Consider the following 21954-nt stretch of genomic DNA (forward strand, 5'->3'; position numbering starts at 1 on the left):
AGACCTATCCTCCGTAAGTAATGTGATGTACGAGCAGTGCCAGACCGCCCGCTATTAAGATGAACCCCATCGGCCGGGTCACTACGTGTCCGATTTGGGGTAGTTTTTCCAAAACCATGAACAGCGTCGCCAGCCCCATCCACAGCAGGCTCATGACGCCGCCCACAAAGCCCAGAGCCATGAAGCCCCAGCAACAGCCTACGCAAAATGCACCCAACCCCAGGCCCATGCGCAGGCCGCCTGAGAAACCCGTTTTCCAATGTCCCAGAAAGTACATCATGGGCGCATGACAAACGCCATGGCAGACCTCTTTTGCACGGGTGAATTGGAAAGCGCCCACTACCAAAAGCAGGCCTGCAGCCAAGTAGGGCGATTTGGCGATGCCCAGCATATCAACCGCACCTCCGAACAGCAGTGCCAGCTGAAGGCCGGTGATCAACGCAGCAAAACCCACCCAAACTATGAAGTATCCGGATAGAACGCCCAGCCACCCTGCCCGCGTGCCATTCGCGCTGCGGATCAGATCATCGTAACTGCGCAATGTGGGGACTAGTGTTGGCAGCATCATTGCCGCCATCATGATCGCCCACATCCAGAACAGCGGGCCAAACTCGGCCATGGGCATATACATATCCATGCGCGGGTCCATCGCCGCCATGGCCTGTCCCATTGGGCCGGGCCGACCGATCCAGTCCAAATCCATATCGCGACTCATCGAGACCATCATCCACCACGCCCAAAGGATCGCGATGTAGAAGCCCAACCAAAGCGCGCTGCGGAAAACTGAGCGACTCACTTGCCTCTCCCGACTCAACTCTCTTGCTTTTCAAATGTCAGACTTTTAAATGTCAGACAAATAAAAATTTACTTTTGACGCAAGCGACGATGAAGATTGACCCCCAAAGCTCTGCCGATCTATCGGCTCAAATTGCCCAAGCTATCCGGGATGCCATCATATCGGGGCAACTCATCGTCGATGAACGCTTGCCCTCCGAATCTGAACTTGCCGAGCAATTCAATGTCTCGCGCCCGACTGTTCGCGAAGCTTTGAAACGCTTGGCGGCACAATCTCTGATCCGTACGCAACGTGGGGCCACAGGGGGCGCGTTTGTAAATCGACTAAGCTTTGAAGGCGCTTATTCTCAACAGGTTACGACCTCAACGCTATTACTGTCGATGAACGCGGTCAGTTTCGACACTGCGTGCGAGGCACGGTACGCGTTGGAACGAGCCTGTGCGTCCCTGTCTGCGCAACGTCGAACGGCAGATCAGCTTGCGACAATGCGGGCCGAGATCTTTCGGCAGGCACAGCCCTGTCTGACCGACGAAGCATTCTGCGCCTCAGATGTTGCCTTCCATCGAGCACTGGTCGATGGCGCTGGCAATCCGGTCTTGTCCTACCAGCTGGCTGGCGCTGTCGAGGCGATGCAGCCATTAATGAACATGATCACCTTCACCGCTCGTTCGCGGGAAGAAATCATCGCGTTGCACACCAAAATCGCCAATGCCTTAGAGGCGCGTGACGTTGAAAAGGTTGATGCAGTGCTGGTTCAGCTTGAGAGCTATACTCGGCAACTGGCGCAAGATGTCGCCGAGAAAAAACGCAAACCGGCCTGACCTAAATAGCTTTATATCAGAGGTTTGAAATAGAAACATGAGGTGAAAATGATCACTGTCCTCAATGTAGTTGCCGCCTTGCTGACAATTGCTTTCGGGTTATTTGGCTTCCTGGCGCCTGCGCATACTGCTAACGCATTGGATCTGGTCCCGACCAAAAGCACCATGGGTCTCAGTGAAATGCGCGCCTCGGTTGGTGGGCTGTTTGTAGTCACCGGCGCTGCGGTGCTGTGGCTTAACAATCCGATGGCTTATGTGATGCTAGGGATAGTCTATTCTGGTGCAGCACTTGGCAGATTCGTTTCTGTTGCTCTCGATCATCCACCTTTGGCGAAAGCATTGATTTTTGGTGGAATCGAACTTGTTCTCGCCATCTGGCTTATTCTGGCAAACATGAACAGAGCATCGTAACCCATTGAAACAAAACCACCCCATAGCCCAGATTCCGAGTTTGCATCCCATCGTCACCTCACCTATATAAGAGAGGTCCCTCGGGACTATGGACATAAACGCGCTCGTAATAAGCGGATCGGACCCGGGGGCGGTACCCGGCGGCTCCACCAACCATCCTTCGTTTGGGGATTTTGGGGCCGAAACAGGATCGACGAACGTCTAAAGGGGTTAGCTTTGTCTCGGCTGTCTGCCACCGTTATCGGCGAAAATAGTACAATTGCAAACGACAATCGTGCTCCGGTTGCAGTTGCTGCGTAAGCAGTAGCAAGACCGAAACTTAAGCCCTTGCGCCTAGCCGCGTAAGGCGGGGTTCGCAGGTACCTGGCAACAGAAACCTGCATTTTCCCTGTTATGTCTGTTTATTGCTCATAGCTCATTAGAGATTCAGGATTTATTCACTTGTTTATCCCACATTTCTGTCCAGGCGACAGGAGGGTTAAGATGACGAATTCTGACAGGCTTAGGGCGTGGTATTCTGAGGTTTGGGAACAGGGCAATACCGACGCAATCGATCACTTTTTTGCTCCAGACACGATGGCCGAGGGGTTGATCTCCGAAATGCAAGTTGGGGCCGATGATTTTCGCGATCTGGTCATGGCCTTCCGACATGTGCTGGGCGAAATCAAGGTCGACCTCCCCAAAATCATTGAAAACGGTGATTGGGTGTCCAGAGTTCTTCATGTCCGTACTTTTCGGGCTGACAACGGCGCACCATTAGAGGTTACCGGGCAAGTCATGGCCCGATTCAAAGGGGATAAAATGGTCGAGGCTTATAATCAGTTCGATTTCATTTCACTCTTCGAACAGCTTGGGCAGTTTCCGCAGGATACGCTTCCGGTTTGCATGACTGGGCAAAGGTTGGACTGGGTCGGTTAAACCACAACCGCAAGCTTGACCCCTACCGCATCCACGCGATAGCAGAGGTTCAAGGGGTAAGCTTGCGAACACCCCGTGAGGCGGCAGCCCAAGTTCGCATGTATCCAAAGCCACAAGGAAACATGCAATGGCTGCCCCCAATGCAATAACACCCCGACAACTGCTTCGCTTAATCGGTACGCCCAAGGCGCCTGTCCTTATCGACGTGCGAACCGAGGCGGATTTTGCGGACGACCCTGTGCTTGTTCCGAGCGCTATTCGTCGCTCTTTCAAAGATGTTGACAAAATCAGAGAAAGGATCGGAGATCGCTTTTCTGTTGTGATTTGCCAAAAAGGCAAGAAACTAAGCCAGGGTGTCGTCTCTTGGCTGCAATCCGAAGGCGTAATGTCCGAATATCTTGAGGGCGGCATGTTTGCCTGGCGCGATCTGCCAGGGGCACCCTCCGTGCCTGTTTCTGCCCTGCCTGAGATTGCCCAGGGCGTTACGATTTGGGTGACACGACATCGCCCCAAGATTGATCGCATTGCGTGCCCTTGGTTAATCCGAAGGTTTGTCGACGCTCAAGCGCGCTTCCTTTTTGTGGCGCCCGGCGAAATACAGGGAGTGGCGGAGCATTTCGGCGCCACTCCCTTTGACGTTGAAGGTGTCGACTGGAGCCATCGCGGTGAGAAATGCACCTTCGATACCATGCTGGACGTGTTCAACCTGCATTCCGAACCAATGGACCGATTGGCCACCATAATACGCGCGGCTGACACCAACAGGCATAATTTAGCGCCAGAAGCTGCTGGATTATTGGCAATATCGGTCGGACTGTCGCGCCAATATCGGGACGATCAGCAACAACTGGAGGCTGGTCTGCATATCTACGATGCGCTTTATCGATGGGCTCGGGATGGATCTGGTGAAACACATGACTGGCCAGCAGGTCACGGGAAATGACACCATCGTACCGTGAGTTGTTCAGCGTTTTCGGGCGTATCGGGCTTTTGTCCTTTGGTGGGCCAGCGGCGCAGATTTCACTGATGCATCAGGAACTCGTCGAGAAACGCCCCTGGCTGGACGAGCAAACCTATCTGCGTGCGCTTTCGTTGTGCATGTTATTGCCGGGGCCCGAGGCCATGCAGCTGGCAACATACGCGGGTTGGCGATTGCGTGGTGTGACCGGAGGCTTGATTGCAGGTGGCTTGTTTGTCCTGCCCGGGGCGCTGGTCATTGCAATACTTGTAGCGTTGTATGCAGCGTATGGCACATTGCCACTGGTTCAGGCGGGGTTTTTGGGCATCAAGGCCACCGTCATTATCATCGTTCTTCAAGCCTTGCGTAATCTATCGAAAAAGGCGTTGACCGATACCGAACATCAGATGATCGCCGGGCTCGCGTTTCTTGGAATATTTCTGTTCAACCTGCCCTTCCCTCTGATCATTTTCTGCGCGGCCCTTTGGGGCTTTGCCACGTCCAAAGGCCAAGCTCCTACAGCCGTCCAGGCAAGCCCGGCATTAGGCAAACCCGTTCAAACGGCAGTATTCTGGCTCATTTTGTGGCTGGGACCTTTGTTTTTACTGCAATTGTCAGGGCAGGAACTGCTCAGCGACTTAGGCTGGTTTTTTGCCCGTCTTGCCGTCGTCACCTTTGGAGGAGCTTATGCGGTGCTGGCCTATATGACCCAGACCGTTGTGGACACATACCAATGGATCAGTACGGATCAGATGATCGACGCGCTTGGCCTGGCCGAAACCACGCCGGGACCTCTAATCCTTGTGACGCAATTTGTGGCGATGCTGACTGGACAGGTTGCCGCAGGGTCATCACTTGCACTAGCGGCCGGAGTTGTCGCTTTATGGGCGACATTTGTTCCCTGCTTCCTCTGGATCTTCCTCGCGGCGCCACAACTGGACAGAATTGCAGCACGCCCTCGGCTTGGGGCCGCTATGCACGGCATCACGGCTGCGGTTGTCGGAGTGATTCTCAACCTCTCCGTGTGGTTTGGGTTGAACGTTCTGTTTGGCTCTCTCCCCGGTTGGTCATTGGGACCTGTGTCAATCCCCCTGCCCGATCCTGCTACGCTCGATATCAGAGCGCTTGTTCTTACGGTGTTAGCTGGCCTGTTGATTTTCCGTATGAAATCCGGTTTAGCGACCACATTAGGAATTATGGTTCTGGCCGGAATCGGGTTGCAGTTTTTGTGACCAATACAGCCCAGCACGGCCTTTCGTTTCCGTCCGAATGAACTATGCTGGTATTAACCACTTTCGAGGATCAAACATGTCGCAAGACATCGACTACGGGAATCTGATGCACACGGCCATGCGGGGCCTGATCAAGACCGTCCTGACGGATGTGTCCAAGACTGGCCTGCCCGGAGCACATCATTTCTTCATCACCTTTGATACACGATATGAAGGCGTTGAACTGGCTGACTGGCTACGAGAGCGGTATCCCGGTGAAATGACGATCGTCATGCAGCATTGGTTCGAGAATCTCGAAGTCGGTGAAGAAGGATTTTCGATCACCCTGAATTTCGGCGATGCGCCTGAGCCGCTGTACATACCGTATATGGCAATAAAAACCTTCGTTGACCCTTCGGTCGAGTTTGGCTTGCGCTTTGAAAGCCCCGAGGATGAGGACGACGAAGTCTTTGTGGCGGATGAAGCCCCAATCGAACTGGAAGCAGAAGAACCGGAACCACAGCATCATGATGCGGATGTTGTTTCGCTGGATAGTTTCCGCAAGTGATCAGATAAAGCCCCACTTTATGTGGGGTTTACTTCTTTTTCAAAAATGTCTCGACTGAGCGTGATTTGACTCCGTCCCGGAACCTCGAAAATGACAGATCCAGACCGCCATCTGCCAGGGTCCGGTCAAACTGTTGCAACTCGTAGCCTCCGTTTTCTGCGATAAACAAAGAAAACACGGTCAAAGTGTCGCCTTCAATCCTGCCCCAGACAAAAGGTTCACCTTTCATCGGGTCAAGCGGCACCTCGTGCCCGAACACGTTGCGTTTCATCGCGGCAGAATAAACATCCGCACGATCCGAGCTTTGAAAATCAACCGAATATTTCTCATCCTTGATGCGCCCATCTGCTTTGTAGGTCGTGGTGGTCCAACTTACATTGAAACCACCTTTAATCTCATGGATTGAAACACTCATATCCCGAGGCGTCGAAGTACCATCGGCGTCAACAACTTCGGCAGATCCAGTATAATCGCCGACAAAAGGCTCAATGTTGGTCGCGTTGGCTTGCTGTAAAGATGCGGCCAGCCAGATACATGCGGCAAACGCCAACGCAACCGCATGCAGGGGTCTGTTCATAAATGATACTCGCATGGCTGACTCCGTCCTCTATGTAACTACATTCTAACTTTAGTCCGTCTGCGCACAATGGCACTGTTTTCGCTAACAGAAATTAATTGGCGCGGCGCTTCGTCTATACCTTTGTCTGGCCTAGGTTTAAGGTGCGCTCAACTGGCCGATTGCGCCTCAGCCCCGCTGCGGTTAAACGGCATACGACTGCATACCAGACCGGAGCGACCGATGTCTAAAACCCGTACCGAATCCGACAGCTTTGGCCCTCTTGAGGTGCCCGCCGATAAATACTGGGGCGCACAAACACAACGCTCGATCATGAACTTCCCAATCGGGTGGGAAAAACAGCCCGTCGCAATTGTGCGTGCGCTGGGCGTGATCAAGCAGGCCTGCGCAATAGAAAACAAGGCGACGGGCAAGTTGGATGATAAGATCGCTGACGCGATTATTCAGGCCGCAGGAGAAGTATTCGAGGGTAAGTTTGACGACAACTTCCCCTTGGTCGTCTGGCAAACCGGATCGGGCACTCAATCCAACATGAACTCGAACGAGGTCATCGCAAACCGCGCGATCGAGATTTTGGGTGGCGTGATCGGCTCGAAAGAGCCAGTGCATCCGAACGATCATTGCAACATGGGTCAATCCTCGAACGATACCTTTCCTACTGCTATGCACATCGCCACCGCAATGAGTGTACGAGATGTGCTGATGCCTGGGCTCGAGAAATTTGCGTCTGCGCTGGAGGCCAAGGCGAAAGAGTTCGCTGGGATCATCAAGATCGGTCGCACCCACACACAGGACGCCACCCCACTGACACTGGAACAGGAATTCGGCGGTTACGCGCATCAGATTCGTCAGGGGATTGCGCGGGTCGAAACCTCGATGCCCGGCATTTATGAACTGGCACAAGGTGGCACCGCCGTTGGTACTGGATTGAATACGCATGACGGTTGGGACGAGGCTGTCGCTAGGAATATGGCCGAAATCACCGGCCTTCCCTTCGTTACTGCACCAAACAAATTCGAAGCGTTGGCCGCTCATGACGCCATGGTCTTCTTGTCCGGCGCTTTGGCCACGATCGCCGGATCCTGTTATAAAATCGCAAATGATATCCGTCTGTTAGGTTCGGGTCCCCGCTCGGGGCTAGGCGAACTTATCCTGCCCGAGAATGAACCCGGCTCGTCCATCATGCCCGGTAAGGTCAATCCGACCCAGGCCGAAGCGTTGACACAGGTGGCCGCGCACGTGATGGGCAATGACGCAGCAATGAAGTTTGCTGGCTCGCAAGGACATTTCCAACTGAATGTCTATAACCCGATGATGTCGTATAACCTGTTGCAATCCATCCAACTGTTGGGAGATGCGACCGACAGCTTTACCGAAAGGATGCTACTAGGCATCAAGGCCAATGAACCGCGCATCGATAAACTGATGAAAGAGTCGTTGATGCTGGTGACCGCTCTGGCCCCCACCATCGGGTATGACAACGCCACGACCGTCGCCAAGACGGCGCACAAGAATGGCACGACGCTCAAGGAAGAAGCGATCGCATTGGGCTTTGTCGATGAAGAAACTTTCGACGCAGTTGTCCGCCCGGAGAAGATGATCGGGCCCAAGAACTGATGGGCAAGCCGGTCAACCTGAACCGGTATCGAAAAGAGAAAGCGCGGGCCGAAAAGAAGGCCCGTGCAGATGCAAACGCTGCGAAACACGGACAGACCAAATCCGAGAAAGCTGTGGTAAAGCTGGAGCAAATGCGCCAGCGCCGCGACCTCGACGGTCACAAGGTCGACGAATGAGCGGGCGGCCTGTCAAACGCTCTCTGACCTTGCAAGGTCATCGAACATCCGTTTCGCTTGAGGATGAATTCTGGCAGGCATTCCGTGACATTGCGCGGAAAAAAGATATTCCAATCAATGTTCTGGCGGCAAATATTGATGCAGAACGTGATCCTGAAACCGGGTTAGCTTCGGCCATTCGCGTGTTCATTCTGAATTGGTATCGTCAATCTGAATGATTGCTTGATTTCAGCCAATAGAGTCGCTTATCTTCATGGGGAACAAAAGGGGTACATTCATGAGCGATTTGGCAACGGGCCCAGATGGAAAACCTCGGTGCGCGTGGTGCAACGCCGCCCCAGAATTCTTCGACTATCATGACAATGAATGGGGATATCCCGTTTCCGACGACAGACGGTTGTTTGAAAAACTATGCCTCGAAAGCTTTCAGTCGGGCCTGAGCTGGCGCACCATTCTGTCAAAACGCGAGAATTTCAGAGCAGCGTTTAGAAACTTTGATTTCAACAAGATAGCAGAGTTTTCTGATGCAGATATCAATCGTCTACTGGACGACAAAGGCATCGTACGTCACCGTGGCAAGATCGAAGCCGTGATCAATAACGCCGGCCGCGTGCAGGACCTAATCGAAGCTGAGGGATCATTGGCAGCGTATGTCTGGAGGTACGAGCCTGAGACGCCACCTGCCCCGCAAAGCGCATCCACTTCGGTAGAATCCATTGCGATGTCGAAAGATCTGAAAAAACGCGGCTGGAAATTCGTCGGTCCTACGACCGTGTTTGCCTTCATGCAGGCCATGGGGTTGATCAATGATCACGCAGTTGGATGTGCCATGCGCGAAAAAGCGACGCAAATGCGCCGCGATTTCATCAAGCCAGAATAAAATCTCCTGCGATCAGATCGAGGCGCGGTAGATATTGTCAATGTTGCTTCCGAGCGCTGCATTGAAATCCGCATCGGATTGTTGCTTGGACAAGCCTTCAGTCAGTGCGCGAGAGAAAGACGCGATCATCTTGCCGTTCTTGCCGAGCAGGTCACAAGCCTGCTCGGTCGAATATCCACCCGACAGCGCAACCACGCGCAGGACACGTGGGTGGTCGGCTACCTCGTCATACAAGTTGGCCTGACTTGGAATGGTCAGCTTCAGCATCACCTCCTGCCCCTCGGCCAATTGATCGAGGTTCTTCAGGATTTCTGATTTCAAGATGTCTTCGGCCTCGGCTTTGGTTTCCGAATGGATGTTCACTTCGGGCTCGACAATCGGCACCATGCATGCGTCTGTAACGACCCGGGCCACTTCAAATTGCTGTGCAACAACATCCGCGATGCCCTGCGCATTGGCTTCGTGGATGACCGAGCGTTCCTTGGTTCCGAAAACGCCATCCGCGTTGGACAGGGTTTCCGCCAGCCCCGGGATAGGCTTCATCATTTGAACGCCATTGGCTTGATCCTCAAGCCCTTTGTCGATCTTCAGAAATGGCACGATGTTTTTGACCGACCACAAGTAATCTGCGACTTTCTTGCCTTCGATTTCTTCACCTAGCGTTCGTTCGAACAGGATCGCCCCAATCACTTTCTCCTTGGTGAAATCTTCTGCCAGAATGATCCGGGCGCGCATCTTCTGGATCTCTCCGAACATCTCTTCGTCCGAGTTATACCCAGAGGCATCAACGCCATACAAAGCCAGTGCTTTCGGGGTTGAACCGCCGCTTTGATCCAGGGCTGCAATAAATCCTGCGCCTTCGGACATCTGCGCGCGCTGTTCTGCTTTCGACATAACTCATTCCCGTTCAATATGATTCCGCATTTTCCAACCGCATACAGCAAGCCGACGAACGATGGTAGTTTGTTAGCGCTCAACTAGGCGCAACCAAATCCCATCCTTTGATCTGACGGTCAGATGTGCGACCGGTACGGGCGTTTTGCCTTCGATTGTTTCAAAGCGATATCGACGCAGCAGCATCGACAGTATGAGTGGACCCTCAACCATGGCAAACCCCGCGCCTGTGCAAACCCGAGGGCCGGCAGAAAATGGGATGTAGGCGTCACGCTGACAGGCCTTTCCGTTCTCTGTTGCCCATCGCCCGGGATCAAATTCGTCTGGTCTGTCCCATAAGCGTTCGTGGCGATGTAAATGCCAGGGGCTGACCACGATCTGAGATTTTTGCGGGATATCTCTGTCACGGAATTTTTCTGGACAGGAGGCTTCACGCACCATCATTGGAACAGGCGGATACAGGCGCAGCGCCTCACGAAATACGTCGCGGCTAAGTCGTAGGTGGGACATGGCCGAGAACTCGGGTGTATCCAGCGCTTGCGCCTCTTCTGCCAGCTTATCCTGCCAATCGGGATACAAGGCCAGTAGATACAGGGCCCATGCCAACGCCGATGCACTGGTTTCATGCCCCGCGAGAAAGAAAATAGCGACCTGATCGACCATGTCTTGCGCGTCAAAGCATTTGCCTGTCTCTGGATCGTTAGTCGTCATGATCTTTGTGGCGAGATCATCAGGTGCCGTTCCGTTCTTGATTGCTGCTGCCCGGTCAAGTGTTAGTTGGCTGATCAGAGCGCGTATTTGTCGGGCGGTCTGACGCGTCTTGCGCGAATGCAACCGGGGGGCCCATCTGGGAATCGGTACAAAGGCTGCCAGGTTCAACAAAGGTTGTTCGCGCTGATAGATCCTGAACTTTTCAAAAACCTGCGCAGCTACCTCATGCTCAATCGGAACCGAGAACAAGGTTCTAAATATGACATCTGCGGCCACGTGGCTGGTGATCTCTTCACATTCCACGTCCTGCCCAATCCGCACCCCAAGCCTGTCGACGCAAGCTTGCGCCGCATCTACCATCGCAGGAAATGTGTCTTTCAATCGGCCACCTTCAAACGCAGGATCGATGATCCTGCGCTGCTGCTTCCAGACCGCCCCATTGGTCAGAAACACGGACTGCCCCAGCAGCGGGCGCAAACCTTCGCTGATGCGGCTTGATTTGGGAAACACATCGGGTCGATCTTTCAACACAGTGCGGATCAGTTCCGGTTGGTTGATCAGGAACGATCGAAAGAAAGGCGTCCGAAACTCAGCCATCCAGGCCCGATACAAACGTTGAGGTTGCGCCGACAGAAGGTCTTGTCGAAACAAACGCATATACCGCCAGAGTGAAACCTTATCGGGCCGTGAAGCAGGTTTAGGTGGCCTCATGCCGCCACCGTAGTGTGTTTCGAAATGGTGCGTTCAATGCGTGAACGCGAAGGTGTTCGGTTAGCAAACCTTTCTCCCAGCGTTTGCGGGCCCGCGGTTATTTTGAAGTAGTCGTAATCATTGGGCCTATCGAACGCGCACAGATACTGGAAATGCAGCCGAAAGAACCGCCACCTGAGCTTTTTCCAGCGCTTGGGTGAAAGAGTTTGAGTGAACGCTGCAGACAGTACCAGCGGCCAGCATTTGTTGGGTAGCGATACTCCGCTAACCGCCACCGGATCACACAAAGCGAAGGCGCAGCCGTCTCCGGGTGCTGAAACATCGACCCAAGCCAGCCCCTCGCTACCCGAGAGATATTGCAGATCGGTCCGCAATGCGCGGGCCTTTGGCAAAAAGGAAACCATCGGCACGACCTGCCCCAATGACAGGAATGACAAGGCCGGCCCGCCGATCTTGCCCTGCCTCCTTAGAACCTCAGCCAGGGCTGTCACGCCAAGATGAGCCCCAGAGCTATGGCCGACCACCAAAACCTCATCAACGTCAGATCCGAGGGCCTGCAAAATCTGATCTGAAAACTGGTCAAGCCGCGTTGTCAGCTCAGGTGAATATGCACCTTTTAAACGTGCGGAATGCGCATAGTCATGCATCAGGTAATAGGCGAACAATCGGTTGTCGATCGCTCGAAACCAGCGCATCAGAGCGTAAACGGCCACAGCAGCAGGCAGCACAGACCACCACCACATGAACGTGCCTAACCCAACAGCAACACCCCACCCAACCAGCAGAGCCAGCGCAAGTTGAGCCAATAACATTCCTACCGGATATAGTGCGGCGATAACCGGACCCTTGCGCAATTGCATAAGGCGCCAAAGCGTTCCCGTTGATATGTAGATCCAGGCGGTCTGTACCATCTGAAAATACGTCACCAGTATCGAGCGCGCCATGCTGTCCTTAACGATATCAGCCCAAACCAAAACCTCGATCTCGGTCTCAACAGATACACCGTCTTGATGTGAAAGAACGCGCCAACCATAGGCTCCACCATCGGTTTTGCCGATCACTTCGATCTCGTAACCAGATATCGCGGCCTGGGAACGGCTCTCTCTTCGATAGAGTTCGCGATAGCGGCGTGGGGGAATCGGATCATAGCCGGGTATATAAAACACCCGGCGCTTGCGCACCTGTGGTTGGGTTTGTTGACTGCTCATGACCCGGCCCTCTGATCCGCAGATTAGCGCAGCGGCAAGGTCAAGGTAAGACCCGCCGTTTAACCATCCACGTTTAGTGCCAGAGGGTTAACCAAAATTCGCCAAAGCTGGAAATGTTTCAAGCAGCCACCAGCTGAATTCCGTGAACAGCCCAGTTATCAGCATGATACCGACGAACAATAGCAACCCACCCATCACCTTTTCGATCGTACCCATATGAGGTTTGATACGGTTCATAACGGCCATGGAGCGGTTCAGGAACATTGCGGCCAAAAGAAACGGAATACCCAGCCCTGCAGCATAAACACCTAGTAACAACGTGCCGCGTGCGACAGACGCCTCTGACGCGGCCAACGACAAGATTGCCCCCAGTTGGGGACCGATGCAGGGCGTCCAGCCAAAAGCAAACGCCAGGCCCAGAATATAGGCCCCGAATACGGAACCACCGGATTCTCCCGCATCAACGCGCGCTTCGCGATCTAACAGAGGGATACGGAACACATTCAGAAAGTGCAGGCCAAAAACAATCACCACCGCGCCTGACAATTTAGCAAAAAGCACCTGATTCTGGAGTACGAACGCCCCAAAGGCCGATGCTGTGAAGCCCAGCAGAAGAAATACCGTCGACAGACCCAGAACAAAGAAAAGTGCCGACAGGGTCGCCTTGCGCCGCGCACGCGCCTCGTCCTGCATCTCGTGAATGGTCACGCCGCTCATATACGCAAGATATGGGGGCACAATCGGCAACACGCAGGGCGACAAAAAGCTGATCAGCCCGCCGAGCAAGGCGACAAACATGGCAGGTAAAAGTCCTGCATCGATGATCTCAATTCCGAACATGGATCAGCACATATGGTATCAAGTGGGTTTCGTCACGGGGCCATTCGGTCACATCCTCGTGGTTACACGCTGGACAGTGCCCCTTGTTGGAAATATCTCAACCGAATGACAGATGAGACAGATACGTTGGATGCGCTGGGATTGTTATGCCCTCTACCCGTCCTCAAGGCCCGAAAAAGGCTTAAATCCTTACCTGCAGGTGGCGTCCTGCGCCTGCTTGCTGATGATCCGGCGGCGATAATCGACGTGCCGCATTTCTGTACTGTGGCGGGTCACACGCTCATTTCACAAGACAGTGTAGATGGTCATCAGATCTATTTGATCCGAAAATCCGACTAGCGACTCGTCACGATAGTATTAAAGAAAAAGGCGGGCCAATCAGCCCGCCTTTTCATTATTGCCCGAGTGACCACCACCCGCGCCGCTTTGGCTTGGCTGGCGCAGGTTCAGGTTCTTCCGTCACAACCTCCAAGACAGGCTCCGGGGTCTCAGTCTCAACAACTTCAGGTTCAATCTCTATTGGCTGTTCCTCGGCCTCTATGGCCACCGGTTCAGCCTGTTCAGAAGCTTCTACTGGCTGAGCCTCGGCAACCTCAGGTTCGGGTGCTTCCTCGGGGTTCTGGGCTTCTGGGGTTTGCTCTGGTTCGGCGTCGGAAACCTCAACTGTGGAGGCAACTGGTTCGTTCGCCTGTTCAGCCGCCGTGTCATCTGTGGCAGGCTGAGTTTCGTTGGCACCGGTATCAGTATCTGCATCCTTTTTACGGCGACGCGGCGCCCGACGCTTCTTGGGCTTGGCTGGTTTCTCAGCCGCTTCCTCATTAACCGGTTCAGCCTCGGCCTGCTCGGTCTCAACAGTTTCAGCCCGTTCAGCCGCCTCAGCGTTATTCTCGGCCTCAGTTTCGTCAGTATCACTATCAGACGCCTCTGAACCGCCCGCGTTCTTTTTGCGCCGACGCCGACGACGCTTGCGCTTGGGCTTGGCATCTTCCTCGTTCTGTAGTGTGACTTCTTCTTCGCTTTCTTCCTCGTCGGTGGCGTCGACCAAATCCATCAGGGACGCATCCACCGATACCACCGGGGCAGTAGCCTCGGGAACAACGCGACTGGCGGTTTTGAACTTCTCCATCGAGAAATCAGGGCTAACCAGATGCACATCCCCTTCGATGCGCACCGACAAACCATACCGCGCCTCGATCTGAGCGATATGTTCACGTTTCTGGTTCATCAGGAAGTTGGCGATGCTGACCGGACACCTCACCAGAACCTCGCGCGAACGGCGGCGAGTGCCTTCTTCTTCGATCTGGCGCAAGATCGACAGCGCCATATTGTCATCCGATCGGATCAGACCGGTGCCATGGCAAGATGGGCACGGCTGTGTCGTCGCTTCAAGCATACCGGGCCGCAGACGTTGGCGGCTCATCTCAAGCAGACCAAAGCCCGAAATCCGGCCCACCTGAATACGGGCGCGATCTGTTTTCAGCTTATCCTTCAAGCGTTTTTCAACAGCCGAGTTGTTCTTACGCTCGTCCATATCAATGAAATCGATGACGATCAGGCCTGCAAGATCGCGCAGACGCAATTGGCGTGCCACCTCTTCTGCGGCCTCTAGGTTCGTTTTCAGCGCAGTTTCCTCGATCGAGCCTTCTTTGGTCGCCCGACCCGAGTTCACGTCGATTGCCACCAGGGCTTCGGTCACGCCGATTACGATGTAGCCACCCGATTTCAACTGAACCGTCGGGTTGAACATCCCCGCCAGATAGCTCTCCACTTGATAACGCGCGAACAGTGGCAGCGCATCCTCATACCGTTTCACGTTTTTGGCATGGGACGGCATGATCATCTTCATGAAGTCTTTGGCGATGCGATACCCGCCCTCACCTTCAACCAGAACTTCATCGATATCACGATTATAGAGATCGCGGATCGATCGTTTGATCAGGTCGCCTTCTTCGTAAATCTTTGCCGGCGCGATGGATTGCAGTGTCAGTTCGCGGATCTGCTCCCACATACGTTGCAAGTATTCATAGTCGCGCTTGATCTCTGACTTGGTGCGCTTGGCCCCTGCCGTGCGCACGATCAGACCCGCACCTGTTGGTACGTCGATCTCCGAGGCGATGTCCTTCAATTTCTTCCGGTCAGCCGCGTTGGTGATCTTGCGGCTGATCCCTCCACCGCGCGCCGTGTTTGGCATCAGCACGCAATAACGACCGGCCAACGAAAGATATGTGGTCAGCGCCGCACCCTTGTTGCCACGTTCTTCCTTGACCACCTGCACCAGCAGAACCTGGCGCACCTTGATGACTTCCTGAATCTTGTACCGGCGTGGGCGCGGTTTACGCGGAGGACGGATGTCCTCGCTATCATCCTCATCCGCTACGGATTCGATCGAGTCGTCTTTCGAGGCAGCGTCCGGCGCCTTGGCCTCCTCGCTCTCGTCCACGTCTTGATCAGCCTCCTCCGAGGTCTCCGCGTCAACAGAGCCCTCAACGGCTTCTTCCTGAGCCACATGCTCGGCAGTCTCTTCGGATGCTCCTTCCGTGACATCCTCTGCAACAGCTTCGGAATGCTCCTCAGAGGTATCTTCCGCGCTGGGTGCCTCTTGCTCGGCAACCTTCTCAATCGCGGTCTCTTCCGGCTGGTCAACTGCTTCGTCGGCCGGTTCCTCTACAGGGGTCTCGGCAACCGTTTCCATGGGCGAAGTCCCCTCGGGAACCGATAGATCGGTCTCCTCAGTTTCATCTCCCAGATCGATGGTTTCCATACCGGTGGGTTCGGACGAAACTTCGAGGGTTTCGACCGGATCATCCGTTTTCACATCTGCCGCCTTGCTTCGTGAGCGCGAGCGACGTTTTTTGGGTTTGGATTCCTCTGCTTCATCCCGCGCCCTCATGGCTTCGGCATAAGCGCGCTCTTCTTCCATCAGCGCTTCGCGGTCGGCGACCGGGATCTGATAATAATCCGGATGAATCTCAGAAAACGCCAGAAACCCGTGCCGGTTCCCGCCATAATCCACAAAGGCCGCCTGAAGCGACGGCTCAACCCTCGTTACTTTTGCAAGATAGATGTTGCCAGCAAGCTGGCGTTTGTTTTCGGATTCAAAGTCAAATTCCTCAACCTTGTTTCCATCGACCACCACAACGCGGGTTTCCTCCGCGTGGGTGGCATCGATAAGCATTTTCTTAGCCATGTGTCCTTGGTGCACCGCGCCAAACGCGTTGTCCTGACCCGTCCAGGCGGACAGGCGCTTTTGGGGAGGTGTCTTGTACGGGCGATTTCAGACGGCGCGCGGCAGGGTGCGGCGCTGTGGCCCCCTGCCCGTATACTCAATCGTTGCGCGCGCGTCATCGCGGTTCTTCTCCGACAGGCGCGGGATAGGGCCGCGGCCTGCCCATTATTCCTTTCACCCGCCAGAACGGGTTCAGGTACTCAGTTGCCCCGGCTGGGGCACAATCGGCCTGCTGAACTGCGTGGAAATGATCCTCAGCAGCAGATCAGCAGCGAAACTCAATGATTCGGGACTTCTGGGCGTCAAATCGCCCGGCCCGTCCGAACACAATAAAAGCAGTCCTGTGGAAAAGACAATGGGCAAACTGAATAACACCCACAGATCACGGCACAGGATCTCTTCATCTGGCTGAAAATATCTCGGGGGTGAATTGAGCCTAAGGCTCAAGAGGGGGCTGGCCCCCTCTCCGACCTACAGGTAATCCGAGCGCTGCAATCCATACTTTGCCATCTTTTCATTCAAAGTTCGGCGCGGCAGGCAAAGCTCTTCCATCACGGATGCGATCGAACCTTTATGGCGGCGCATCGTATTGTCGATCAGCATCCGTTCGAAAGCTTCGACATATTCCTTTAGCGGCTTGCCCTCGGTGGTCATTACGGGCTGCATCTCTTCATGATCTGACATCAGCAGCGACGCAATCGTCCCTGATCCGCGTCGCGATTGAAGCACTGCGCGCTCGGCAATATTGATCAACTGCCGAACATTCCCCGGCCAAGGGGCTTGCAATAGCTGCGCCGCTTCTTGTGCGCTGACTTGGGGTGCATCGCAACCATATTCCTCGGCAAACTGTTCGCTCAAGCGCGTAAACAGGGTCAGGATATCCTCGCCGCGCTGACGCAGCGGCGGCATCGTGATGCGCAAGGCCGCAAGCCGGTAGAACAGGTCAGGCCGCAAAACATCCTCGGATGTCTTGCCGGCCTCCTGCAGATTCGAGATCGCAACGATCCGCGTTTCCGCAGGCGTCCCCTGTTCGTTCATAACACTCAGCAAACGCGCCTGCAGCGTATCGCTCAGCGCTTCGACATCTTCCAAAACCAATGTCCCGCCTCGTGCTTCTTCGATGGCAGGCAACTGAGTATCCTCTGGCAGCATCGGGCCAAACAAGCGCTTCGACAGCGCTTCCTCCTCCAACGCGGCACAAGAAACCAGAACAAACTTTTTGCCCGCCCGGCTCCCGACGGCGTGCAAGGCATGCGCCACCAAAGTCTTCCCGGTCCCCGTTTCACCATCGATCAGAACGTGACCATCGGCCTGCCCCAGATCAAGAATATCCTCGCGCAAGCGTTCCATGACGGGGCTGGCACCAATCAGCTTATTCATGATCTGAGTGCCACCCGACAATTCGCGGCGCAGCGCCCGGTTGTCCAGTGTCAAACGTCGTGCGTTGCTGGCCCTCTTGGCCAGTTCAGACATCTTGTCAGGATTGAACGGTTTCTCAAGAAAATCAAAAGCACCCACCCGCATGGCTTCGACGGCCATTGGAACATCGCCGTGACCCGTGATCATGATCACCGGCAATGTGCTATCCGCGCCCATCAATTTCTTTAGAAGCTGAATGCCATCCATGCCCGGCATCTTGATGTCAGAGATCACGATCCCCGGATATTCAGGACCAAGCACCTTGAGCGCATCTTCGGCGCTGGCGAATGTTTCCGTGTCATACCCCGACAGAGCCAGCCACTGGCTAATCGACTGGCGCATGTCCTGTTCATCATCCACGATGGCGATTTTCATGGCCTGTGCCATAGTCACTTCCTTTATTCCGCGGCCTCAAGGCCGTCGCTTCCCAGAATGGGCAATTGCATCTCAAACACCGCGCCGCCCTGTTGGCCGTTTCGTGCAGTCAAACGTCCGCCATGGTCGTTCACGATCCCGGACGAGATGGCAAGCCCTAGACCCACACCGTCTCCGGGGCGTTTGGTCGTATAAAACGGCTCAAACAGGTTTTCGATATCTTCGATCCCGTGGCCATTATCACGTACGGTCAGTACAGCAGTATCTCCTGCGGCCAGGATAATCTCGACATCAGGTTCAGCTACAGATTTGGTGGCATCCAGCGCATTGCGCAAGAGATTGACCATAACCTGTTCAATCCGCATCCGATCCCCCATCACTATAACAGGGACTTCGGGTAAAATCTGGGTTATCTTAACGTGCCTTTGACGGAGCTGCGGCTCCATCATCGACAGGCTCGATGCCAGCGCTTCGCCTAGATTTACAGGCGAAAACGCATCCGCGCCCTTGCGGGCATACGACTTTAGCTGGCGCGTGATCGCACCCATCCGTTCAATCAAACCATCAATGCGACCAAAACTTGCCAGAGCTTCTTCGGGTCGGTTCCGACGCAACAGCAAACGCGCGCCTGCCAGATAGGTTTTCATAGCGGCCAGCGGCTGGTTCAACTCGTGGCTCACCGCTGCCGACATCTCACCCAGCGCCGCCAGTTTCGAGCTTTGAGCAAGCGTTTGCTCGGCAACTTCCAGCGTCTTTTCAACCCTTTCTCGCTCAGCGATTTCCCGCTGCAGCCTGGCGTTCAATGCGCGAAGCTCCGCCGACTCTCGCTGGAACAAAGTCATGCGCGAGGTGGCCCTGCGACTGAGCGCATAGAAGGTCAGTGCCAGAAGAATCGCAAATGCCATGATTTCAAGCGCGAGGACGCTGTTCACACGTTCCCGGATTGACGAATAGGTGGTGAACGATGTCATCTGCCAACCCCGGAACGGTATGCGAGTTTCCATTCGCATCACAGCTTCGCCTTGCAAGTAAGCATCCGGCGGCAGCGCATTCCAGTCGGCCGTCGCGCGGATCGCACGTTGAATGGCACTTTGAGGGGGCTGGCGCAGAATAGCACTTCCTTCTTCCAGGCCGCGCCATTGTGGTTCAGTCGACAGAATGATCGCACCGGTGCTGTCTGTCACCATCACTGCATCAGAAATCCCGGCCCAGGCGCGCTCGAATTTTTGCAAATCGACCTCGACCACAATCACCCCGAGTATCTCTGCATTGGCTTCAATTCTGCGTGAATAGACAAAGCTGTATCCCCCAGCCTCGCGCGGGATGACCGAGAATATCGTAGCATTCGATCGCATCGCATCAATGAAGTAGGGAGAGCTACGATGCCCCTCACCCAATCGATTGCGATCGGTTGCCGCCACCGTAAGCCCATCTCCGTCCAACAGAACCAGCGACGCCGCTCCAATTTCTTCTACAAAAGAGATCAGCCGCTGAGTCGACAGCGTATAGTCACTGGACTGCAAGGCCGAGATCAGTGTTGGGTCTCTGGAAAGAAGTTGCGGAACGATGGAATTGCGGCGCAGTTCACTGAGCAAGTTACCGGAATACAGCGCCAGACGCAGTTCAGCCCGGTTGCGGGTGGATTCTGTGAAACGGCTGGTCAGAAGACTGTTGGTAATCCAGACCGTGGCAACCGTTACAAGCAGCAGCACGAACACAGCAAGACGCAGCCGCCAGCCCATTGGCGAGCCACGCAGTCGGTTCAGGAACCCGTTGCGGTCTGATTGATCTTGGGCAGTCATGTTCTGACGCTACGCGTCCCGACTGATGACCTCAAGTCACGCTGGCGCCAACACCCCGGCCAATGCGCGGAAGAGCGCCGTTCCATCAGTGCCTCCGTGGCCTGAATCCGCCGCCCGCTCGGGGTGGGGCATCATGCCTAACACGCGGCGGTTGTGTGATAAAATGCCTGCAATATCGTCGCGCGAACCGTTGGGATTCTCGGCGTAAGTGAAGGCAATGCGATCCTGATCCTTAAGTTCAGAAATGGTCGCGTCGTCGGCGAAATAGTTACCATCATGATGGGCAATCGGGATATCGATCACATCACCGGCATTATACCCTTCGGTAAATGCACTGTCGCTGGTTTCGACTTTTAGTCCGATAGTTTTGCAGATGTATTTCAGACCAGCATTTCGCAGCAGTGCGCCGGGCAGAATTCCGGTTTCGGTCAAAACTTGAAACCCGTTGCAGATACCGACGGCGTAACCACCACGCTCGGTATGCGAAGCCAGCGCTTTGCAAATCGGTGACTGCGCCGCAATCGCGCCACAGCGCAGATAGTCGCCGTAGGAAAATCCACCCGGAACACCAACGATATCGATACCCTCGGGCAGCGCGGCATCCTTGTGCCAGACCATATCGACGGAAAAACCGGCCTGTTCGAAGGCGACAGCGAGATCGCGATCGCAGTTGGAACCGGGGAAAACGATGACGGCTGCGCGCATGGCGGACCCTCCTAGGTCGGAAAAACTCAGAGCAGTTCGATCTCGAAGCGTTCGATGACCGTGTTGGCCAACAGCTTTTCGCACATTTTAGTTACGTCCGCTTCGGTCGCGCCGTTGGTCAGTTCCAAATCGATCACTTTGCCCTGACGGACACCTTCGACCTGATCAAAACCCATCGCACCCAATGCGTGACGCACAGCCTCACCCTGCGGGTCCAGAACCCCGTTCTTGAGCATCACATGCACACGTGCCTTCATTTTTCGAAAACTCCACTGGTGGACCGCTCTACGATCCGTTTCGTTGCGCGCGGGATACCCCGCTTGGTCGTGTCGGACAACCCTGCCCGTCTGGGGCAAGATCAGTTGATCAGCGTTGGCTTGGTCACATTACTTTTGGGCAAGACGCCAAGGCGTCTGGCGACTTCCGAATACGCATCCGTCAGGCTTCCCAGATCGCGGCGGAACACATCCTTGTCCAGCTTCTGACCGGTTTCGATATCCCAAAGACGGCAACTGTCGGGGCTGATCTCGTCCGCAATGATCAGGCGTTGGAAATCACCTTCGAACACGCGCCCGATCTCAATCTTGAAATCGACCAGTCGAATGCCGACAGCCAGCATTACACCGCTCATGAAATCATTCACACGCAGTGCAAGGCTCAGGATATCGTCCATGTCCTGCTGGCTAGCCCAGCCGAATGCCGCGATGTGCTCTTCAGTCACCAGCGGATCACCCAGCGCATCGTCCTTGTAGCAGTATTCAACAATCGGGCGCGGCAGCTGAGTCCCCTCGGCGATACCAAGACGTTTGGACATCGTTCCGGCGGCATAGTTGCGCACGATGACTTCCAGCGGCACGATCTCGCAATTCCGCACCAGTTGTTCGCGCATATTCAGGCGTCGGATGAAGTGCGTTGGCACCCCGATCTGGGCCAGACCGGTCATAAAGAATTCACTCAGACGATTGTTCAGAACACCCTTGCCGTCGATGACATCTTTTTTCTCGGCGTTGAAAGCGGTGGCGTCGTCCTTAAAATACTGCACGATGGTCCCCGGTTCCGGGCCTTCATACAGAATTTTGGCTTTACCTTCGTAAATCTTCTTGCGACGCGCCATGAGCGACCTTTCCAGG

The 21954-nt window shown here is 54.7% G+C and carries 23 protein-coding genes and 1 other RNA gene; 12 read left to right on the forward strand and 12 right to left on the reverse strand.

Annotated elements, in window-relative coordinates; genetic code table 11:
* Positions 1-4: 4 nt before the first annotated feature.
* Entirely contained in the window at positions 5-796 is a 792-nt protein-coding gene (locus tag ACR3EJ_RS13335) for a DUF2182 domain-containing protein (RefSeq protein WP_170539530.1), read from the reverse strand.
* Positions 797-885: 89 nt separating this feature from the next.
* Here ACR3EJ_RS13335 and ACR3EJ_RS13340 point away from each other — a divergent pair, with 89 nt between their 5' ends.
* From ACR3EJ_RS13340 to ACR3EJ_RS13370, 7 genes are all read left to right on the forward strand, one after another.
* Complete coding sequence (locus ACR3EJ_RS13340; RefSeq protein WP_170539527.1) at positions 886-1617, forward strand: FadR/GntR family transcriptional regulator; 732 nt, start codon at positions 886-888, stop codon at positions 1615-1617.
* 48 nt (positions 1618-1665) lie between these two features.
* Positions 1666-2028, forward strand: a complete 363-nt coding sequence (locus ACR3EJ_RS13345) for a DUF4345 family protein (protein ID WP_170539524.1) — start codon at positions 1666-1668, stop codon at positions 2026-2028.
* Positions 2029-2064: 36 nt separating this feature from the next.
* Positions 2065-2412: a transfer-messenger RNA gene (gene ssrA / locus ACR3EJ_RS13350) on the forward strand.
* Positions 2413-2511: 99 nt separating this feature from the next.
* Positions 2512-2946, forward strand: coding sequence for an ester cyclase (locus ACR3EJ_RS13355; protein WP_170539521.1), 435 nt, complete (start codon positions 2512-2514; stop codon positions 2944-2946).
* A 127-nt stretch (positions 2947-3073) separates the two neighbouring features.
* The gene (locus ACR3EJ_RS13360; RefSeq protein ID WP_170539518.1) at positions 3074-3889 is read left to right on the forward strand and encodes a chromate resistance protein ChrB domain-containing protein; all 816 of its coding nucleotides are present in this window, start codon (positions 3074-3076) and stop codon (positions 3887-3889) included.
* The gene (gene chrA, locus ACR3EJ_RS13365) at positions 3886-5136 is read left to right on the forward strand and encodes a chromate efflux transporter (protein WP_170539514.1); all 1251 of its coding nucleotides are present in this window, start codon (positions 3886-3888) and stop codon (positions 5134-5136) included. Before ACR3EJ_RS13360 ends, chrA begins: the two co-directional genes overlap by 4 nt.
* 76 nt (positions 5137-5212) lie before the next feature.
* A complete protein-coding gene (locus ACR3EJ_RS13370; protein ID WP_010439943.1) occupies positions 5213-5683 on the forward strand; it encodes an SspB family protein in 471 nt (156 codons plus the stop codon).
* A 28-nt stretch (positions 5684-5711) separates the two neighbouring features.
* Here ACR3EJ_RS13370 and ACR3EJ_RS13375 read toward each other — a convergent pair whose 3' ends face one another.
* Positions 5712-6275, reverse strand: a complete 564-nt coding sequence (locus tag ACR3EJ_RS13375; RefSeq protein WP_120981137.1) for a hypothetical protein — start codon at positions 6273-6275, stop codon at positions 5712-5714.
* A 207-nt stretch (positions 6276-6482) separates the two neighbouring features.
* On the opposite strand from ACR3EJ_RS13375, the gene fumC reads away from it, so the two are divergent.
* The 4 genes from fumC to ACR3EJ_RS13395 are packed head-to-tail and all read left to right on the forward strand — an operon-like array spanning position 6483 to position 8933.
* Positions 6483-7877: a class II fumarate hydratase gene (fumC, locus tag ACR3EJ_RS13380; protein WP_170539511.1), complete on the forward strand. Its 1395-nt coding sequence runs from the start codon at positions 6483-6485 to the stop codon at positions 7875-7877.
* Entirely contained in the window at positions 7877-8053 is a 177-nt protein-coding gene (locus ACR3EJ_RS13385) for a DUF4169 family protein (protein ID WP_010439938.1), read from the forward strand. Before fumC ends, ACR3EJ_RS13385 begins: the two co-directional genes overlap by 1 nt.
* Positions 8050-8271 (forward strand): ribbon-helix-helix domain-containing protein, encoded by a 222-nt coding sequence (locus ACR3EJ_RS13390; RefSeq protein ID WP_170539508.1) that lies wholly within the window; start codon positions 8050-8052, stop codon positions 8269-8271. Before ACR3EJ_RS13385 ends, ACR3EJ_RS13390 begins: the two co-directional genes overlap by 4 nt.
* Positions 8272-8330: 59 nt before the next feature.
* Positions 8331-8933, forward strand: coding sequence for a DNA-3-methyladenine glycosylase I (locus tag ACR3EJ_RS13395; protein ID WP_170539505.1), 603 nt, complete (start codon positions 8331-8333; stop codon positions 8931-8933).
* 12 nt (positions 8934-8945) lie between these two features.
* Here the strand turns inward: ACR3EJ_RS13395 and ACR3EJ_RS13400 are convergent, their stop codons facing one another.
* From ACR3EJ_RS13400 to ACR3EJ_RS13415, 4 genes are all read right to left on the reverse strand, one after another.
* The gene (locus ACR3EJ_RS13400; RefSeq protein WP_170539503.1) at positions 8946-9827 is read right to left on the reverse strand and encodes a fructose bisphosphate aldolase; all 882 of its coding nucleotides are present in this window, start codon (positions 9825-9827) and stop codon (positions 8946-8948) included.
* Between the two features lie 72 nt (positions 9828-9899).
* Entirely contained in the window at positions 9900-11249 is a 1350-nt protein-coding gene (locus tag ACR3EJ_RS13405) for a cytochrome P450 (protein ID WP_170539501.1), read from the reverse strand.
* On the reverse strand, positions 11246-12457 hold the full coding sequence (locus tag ACR3EJ_RS13410; protein ID WP_170539498.1) for a hypothetical protein: 1212 nt from the start codon (positions 12455-12457) through the stop codon (positions 11246-11248). The genes ACR3EJ_RS13405 and ACR3EJ_RS13410 overlap by 4 nt, the downstream gene beginning before the upstream one ends.
* 87 nt (positions 12458-12544) lie before the next feature.
* Positions 12545-13297, reverse strand: a complete 753-nt coding sequence (locus ACR3EJ_RS13415) for a cytochrome c biogenesis CcdA family protein (RefSeq protein WP_010439928.1) — start codon at positions 13295-13297, stop codon at positions 12545-12547.
* 105 nt (positions 13298-13402) lie between these two features.
* On the opposite strand from ACR3EJ_RS13415, the gene ACR3EJ_RS13420 reads away from it, so the two are divergent.
* Entirely contained in the window at positions 13403-13636 is a 234-nt protein-coding gene (locus ACR3EJ_RS13420) for a sulfurtransferase TusA family protein (protein WP_170539495.1), read from the forward strand.
* Between the two features lie 55 nt (positions 13637-13691).
* Here ACR3EJ_RS13420 and ACR3EJ_RS13425 read toward each other — a convergent pair whose 3' ends face one another.
* The 6 genes from ACR3EJ_RS13425 to purC all read right to left on the reverse strand — a co-directional run bounded on the left by ACR3EJ_RS13425 (position 13692) and on the right by purC (position 21938).
* A complete protein-coding gene (locus tag ACR3EJ_RS13425; protein WP_170539492.1) occupies positions 13692-16484 on the reverse strand; it encodes a ribonuclease E/G in 2793 nt (930 codons plus the stop codon).
* 510 nt (positions 16485-16994) lie between these two features.
* Positions 16995-18329 carry a sigma-54-dependent transcriptional regulator gene (locus ACR3EJ_RS13430; RefSeq protein ID WP_010439922.1) on the reverse strand — a complete coding sequence of 445 codons (1335 nt, stop codon included), beginning with the start codon at positions 18327-18329 and terminating at the stop codon, positions 16995-16997.
* Positions 18330-18340: 11 nt separating this feature from the next.
* Positions 18341-20119, reverse strand: a complete 1779-nt coding sequence (locus ACR3EJ_RS13435) for a sensor histidine kinase (protein ID WP_480422974.1) — start codon at positions 20117-20119, stop codon at positions 18341-18343.
* A 36-nt stretch (positions 20120-20155) separates the two neighbouring features.
* On the reverse strand, positions 20156-20824 hold the full coding sequence (gene purQ, locus ACR3EJ_RS13440; RefSeq protein WP_010439918.1) for a phosphoribosylformylglycinamidine synthase subunit PurQ: 669 nt from the start codon (positions 20822-20824) through the stop codon (positions 20156-20158).
* Positions 20825-20850: 26 nt separating this feature from the next.
* Positions 20851-21081, reverse strand: coding sequence for a phosphoribosylformylglycinamidine synthase subunit PurS (gene purS, locus ACR3EJ_RS13445; RefSeq protein WP_170539489.1), 231 nt, complete (start codon positions 21079-21081; stop codon positions 20851-20853).
* A gap of 101 nt (positions 21082-21182) precedes the next feature.
* The gene (gene purC, locus ACR3EJ_RS13450; protein WP_010439911.1) at positions 21183-21938 is read right to left on the reverse strand and encodes a phosphoribosylaminoimidazolesuccinocarboxamide synthase; all 756 of its coding nucleotides are present in this window, start codon (positions 21936-21938) and stop codon (positions 21183-21185) included.
* Positions 21939-21954 lie beyond the last annotated feature (16 nt).

Source organism: Ruegeria sp. AB11 (assembly GCF_056536325.1).

What these genes read in the sequence shown, in the direction of transcription:
- purS (WP_170539489.1), bottom strand. Translation starts at nt 21,081, where the DNA reads ATGAAGGCACGTGTGCATGTGATGCTCAAGAACGGGGTTCTGGACCCG.
- ACR3EJ_RS13345 (WP_170539524.1), top strand. Translation starts at nt 1,666, where the DNA reads ATGATCACTGTCCTCAATGTAGTTGCCGCCTTGCTGACAATTGCTTTC.
- ACR3EJ_RS13370 (WP_010439943.1), top strand. Translation starts at nt 5,213, where the DNA reads ATGTCGCAAGACATCGACTACGGGAATCTGATGCACACGGCCATGCGG.
- ACR3EJ_RS13415 (WP_010439928.1), bottom strand. Translation starts at nt 13,297, where the DNA reads ATGTTCGGAATTGAGATCATCGATGCAGGACTTTTACCTGCCATGTTT.
- ACR3EJ_RS13395 (WP_170539505.1), top strand. Translation starts at nt 8,331, where the DNA reads ATGAGCGATTTGGCAACGGGCCCAGATGGAAAACCTCGGTGCGCGTGG.
- ACR3EJ_RS13420 (WP_170539495.1), top strand. Translation starts at nt 13,403, where the DNA reads ATGACAGATGAGACAGATACGTTGGATGCGCTGGGATTGTTATGCCCT.
- chrA (WP_170539514.1), top strand. Translation starts at nt 3,886, where the DNA reads ATGACACCATCGTACCGTGAGTTGTTCAGCGTTTTCGGGCGTATCGGG.
- ACR3EJ_RS13385 (WP_010439938.1), top strand. Translation starts at nt 7,877, where the DNA reads ATGGGCAAGCCGGTCAACCTGAACCGGTATCGAAAAGAGAAAGCGCGG.
- ACR3EJ_RS13390 (WP_170539508.1), top strand. Translation starts at nt 8,050, where the DNA reads ATGAGCGGGCGGCCTGTCAAACGCTCTCTGACCTTGCAAGGTCATCGA.
- purC (WP_010439911.1), bottom strand. Translation starts at nt 21,938, where the DNA reads ATGGCGCGTCGCAAGAAGATTTACGAAGGTAAAGCCAAAATTCTGTAT.
- fumC (WP_170539511.1), top strand. Translation starts at nt 6,483, where the DNA reads ATGTCTAAAACCCGTACCGAATCCGACAGCTTTGGCCCTCTTGAGGTG.
- ACR3EJ_RS13355 (WP_170539521.1), top strand. Translation starts at nt 2,512, where the DNA reads ATGACGAATTCTGACAGGCTTAGGGCGTGGTATTCTGAGGTTTGGGAA.
- ACR3EJ_RS13410 (WP_170539498.1), bottom strand. Translation starts at nt 12,457, where the DNA reads ATGAGCAGTCAACAAACCCAACCACAGGTGCGCAAGCGCCGGGTGTTT.
- ACR3EJ_RS13430 (WP_010439922.1), bottom strand. Translation starts at nt 18,329, where the DNA reads ATGGCACAGGCCATGAAAATCGCCATCGTGGATGATGAACAGGACATG.
- ACR3EJ_RS13375 (WP_120981137.1), bottom strand. Translation starts at nt 6,275, where the DNA reads ATGCGAGTATCATTTATGAACAGACCCCTGCATGCGGTTGCGTTGGCG.
- ACR3EJ_RS13405 (WP_170539501.1), bottom strand. Translation starts at nt 11,249, where the DNA reads ATGAGGCCACCTAAACCTGCTTCACGGCCCGATAAGGTTTCACTCTGG.
- ACR3EJ_RS13360 (WP_170539518.1), top strand. Translation starts at nt 3,074, where the DNA reads ATGGCTGCCCCCAATGCAATAACACCCCGACAACTGCTTCGCTTAATC.
- ACR3EJ_RS13340 (WP_170539527.1), top strand. Translation starts at nt 886, where the DNA reads ATGAAGATTGACCCCCAAAGCTCTGCCGATCTATCGGCTCAAATTGCC.
- ACR3EJ_RS13425 (WP_170539492.1), bottom strand. Translation starts at nt 16,484, where the DNA reads ATGGCTAAGAAAATGCTTATCGATGCCACCCACGCGGAGGAAACCCGC.
- purQ (WP_010439918.1), bottom strand. Translation starts at nt 20,824, where the DNA reads ATGCGCGCAGCCGTCATCGTTTTCCCCGGTTCCAACTGCGATCGCGAT.
- ACR3EJ_RS13435 (WP_480422974.1), bottom strand. Translation starts at nt 20,119, where the DNA reads ATGACTGCCCAAGATCAATCAGACCGCAACGGGTTCCTGAACCGACTG.
- ACR3EJ_RS13400 (WP_170539503.1), bottom strand. Translation starts at nt 9,827, where the DNA reads ATGTCGAAAGCAGAACAGCGCGCGCAGATGTCCGAAGGCGCAGGATTT.